We start from the raw sequence: 2582 nt of genomic DNA, 5'->3' as shown, positions 1-2582 counted from the left end.
TTATTCGGGGTACTTCGCGCAGCGCTCAGATTAATCCCCTTTAAATATACCGAGGGACTTCCCGGCTGGTAGTTAAAAATTCAATACGCGACAGCTTACCCCTGCTGAAACCGGGTTTTTTGTCTGGGTGCGTCCAGAACTGTTCTTTTGTTTTCTTTGCCTGCAGGCTGGTTTCGATGTGCCCGACAGCTTATTCGCCGTCTGTTTCGCCATCTAGGAAAAGTTCCGACTCCGGTATCGCTTTAAACACCGGACAGAAACCGTCGGGGGTTACTTTAAAGCCAAACAAAGCACTGGACTGGTTCCAACAGCGCTGGCTGCGGTAGTGCTGGCAATTGCCGCAGCATTCGAGGTTGGCCTGAACGGCGCTGCCTTGAAAAAGGAGTTCCCGCTGGGAGATGCCCCGCAGTACCAGTTCTTCGCCTTGCCAGCGCGCTTCTACCAAACCGGTATCGGCAAAATTGGCCCACCGAGGATCGGCTGTAATCGGACTCGGCAAGCTAATTGCTACCTCTGTCCCCAATTCGCTGAGTTCTCCCTCATAGTTAGTTTCTGGGATAGCGGGCTGCAAAAACATTTCCCCGATCGGCAATTCGACAAGTGTTCCGGCCGCCGGAGTGTGCAACTGGTAGCGGTTTCGCAGCTCGTCCAAGTTAGCCAAGTCAGCCAAATATGCAGGGGAACCGTGGAGTAAAATTACGTGCTGGGGCCGCAAATTGTGGATGAGTTGGGTCGTCCCCGGCCCGTCGCAGTGTTCGGCTAGCAGATAAGTTTCGACACTTGTGACTCCAAATAGGGGCCTGTTGCCCGGCCAGTCGGTGACGGGATATCCTGGTTTTTGAGGGGCGAGCAAAATCCAAGGATTTGTGCCATCGGCAACATACAAACCCAAATCAGCTAACTTGTCTGTAATTACAATACAGGGCGTGGCTCCCAATCCGGGGCGCTGTTCGGCAGACAGCCGGCGGACGCGGGGTTTCACCCTTTCGTCCCAAAATAAAGGTTGGTGCAGAGCAAAATTTTGGACGGCGGTGGGAAATTGGGGTAACAGTTCCAGATAAGCGTCGCACCCGTCGGCGACAGTGCCGTCCACCCAAATATCCAAGTCGCGGCCAGTAAAGTAGTGGTGACTGCGGAGCAGCATCAGCATTTCTTGGCCCAAACCAAGGGCCGGCGCGGGCAGCAGTACCGAGTAACCGTCGGCGATGGCGCGGTGGATGCGATCGGCTAACTGATTTTCTAGTTGTCGGCGGTGAGGGTGGCGGGCCGTGCCGTAACTGCCTTCCAAAATTAACACATCCGGCTTCAGGCCCCTGAGTTCTCCCAGGGGCAAACCTTCCACCAAACGAGAATTCGACAGGAAAAAGTCGCCGGTGTAAACCACGGTGTAGGTGCGGTGTGGGGCTGCATAAGTCAGCAGCACAGTCGCCGCTCCGGGCAAATGACCCGACGGGAACAACTGTACGCTCAGTCCAGGGCGCACTTCGAGCGGCGACTGCCAGGGCAGTCCCTTACAGAACCGGGACTCTGGCTGCTGAGCCACTTCTGGCCAGTTGAGCGGTAGCAGTCGCGCTGTCACTTCGCTGGCGTAAATTGGCAAGTGGGGGAAAGATTGATGGAGCGCTAGCAAGCCTCTGGCATGATCGGAGTGGGCGTGGGTACACACCACAAAATCGGCTGGCAGCGATCGATTTAGTGTCGCTGATAGCGGTGCAATATCCTCTACACCGCAGTCGAGTAAAATGCGGTGCGGCCCCATTCGGACTAGCAGACAGACCCCTTCCTGTGCGTGGCCTGCGCCGTAAGGTAAACAATCGAGATCCATCACTGCGGTTAGCTCCCTGCTTTGCACGCAACTTGCAGTATCGCCACTTTTAAACATTGGTTGCGACTGCATTCATTCGATCGAGTTCAGTCTCGGACGCTGAAACCGGGTTTGATGAACGAAAACACTTTGTTGCCGCCCTCCCTCCCGGTAAAAAAACCCGGTTGATCAAAGTTCTGGTGCGTAAGCCCTGGAGCTAAATGTTTGCTCGAAGGCTCCGGCTCTCGTGCAAGGAAAGTAATTGCACTTAAGATTTGATGCAGCGCCAAGAAGGCGATTTTCCGAAAGCCTTGGCCGGACGGGCATTGGGCCTTCGACAAAGTTCAGGCTACTGGTTCTGGCATCAAAAGTTACATTTTATTGCACCATGTAAGAGCAGCGAACTCGATCTCATATTCTGAGTTTTAAACCTTTTTCCACAATTTGTGCCTGCTAAAAGCTAGTCTTTTTTATGAGAAGATTTTAATTCAGATGTGCCAATATCTTGATAAAACTTTACAATTCTTCATTTTTCTGGTTTTGAGGGCCGTGTATTGTCCAATCTGAAAAAGGGAGAACCAGCATCGTGCTAGCTAACTCCTTTTGTCAGTGCAGAGAGAGACTTTATGAGTTTGATCGGTTTCTTTGTAAAAGTTTGATACATTCTTCTAAGTAAACCTTCTGGCTATCGAGGAGAGAGTGTGAACGAACCTGACGGTCAACTGAGTACAGTTAGACCGCAGGCTTCTTTTTCCTTTTTTTTCTCATGCTTTTTTGA

Annotated in this window: 1 protein-coding gene; it reads right to left on the bottom strand. The window is 52.2% G+C overall.

Annotated elements, in window-relative coordinates:
* Window positions 1–190: 190 nt before the first annotated feature.
* Window positions 191–1825 (bottom strand): MBL fold metallo-hydrolase, encoded by a 1635-nt coding sequence (locus QUB12_RS37030; protein WP_333311072.1) that lies wholly within the window; start codon window positions 1823–1825, stop codon window positions 191–193.
* Between the last annotated feature and the right edge of the window lie 757 nt (window positions 1826–2582).

Origin of the sequence: Microcoleus sp. B7-D4, from assembly GCF_036705125.1 — a bacterium.
Classification (GTDB): domain Bacteria; phylum Cyanobacteriota; class Cyanobacteriia; order Cyanobacteriales; family Microcoleaceae; genus Microcoleus.
Note: the sequence above shows the minus strand (reverse complement) of the source record. Positions and strands in the feature narration are given on the sequence as shown.

Coding starts and splice junctions, on each gene's coding strand:
- QUB12_RS37030 (WP_333311072.1), bottom strand. CDS start 1,825: ATGGATCTCGATTGTTTACCTTACGGCGCAGGCCACGCACAGGAAGGG.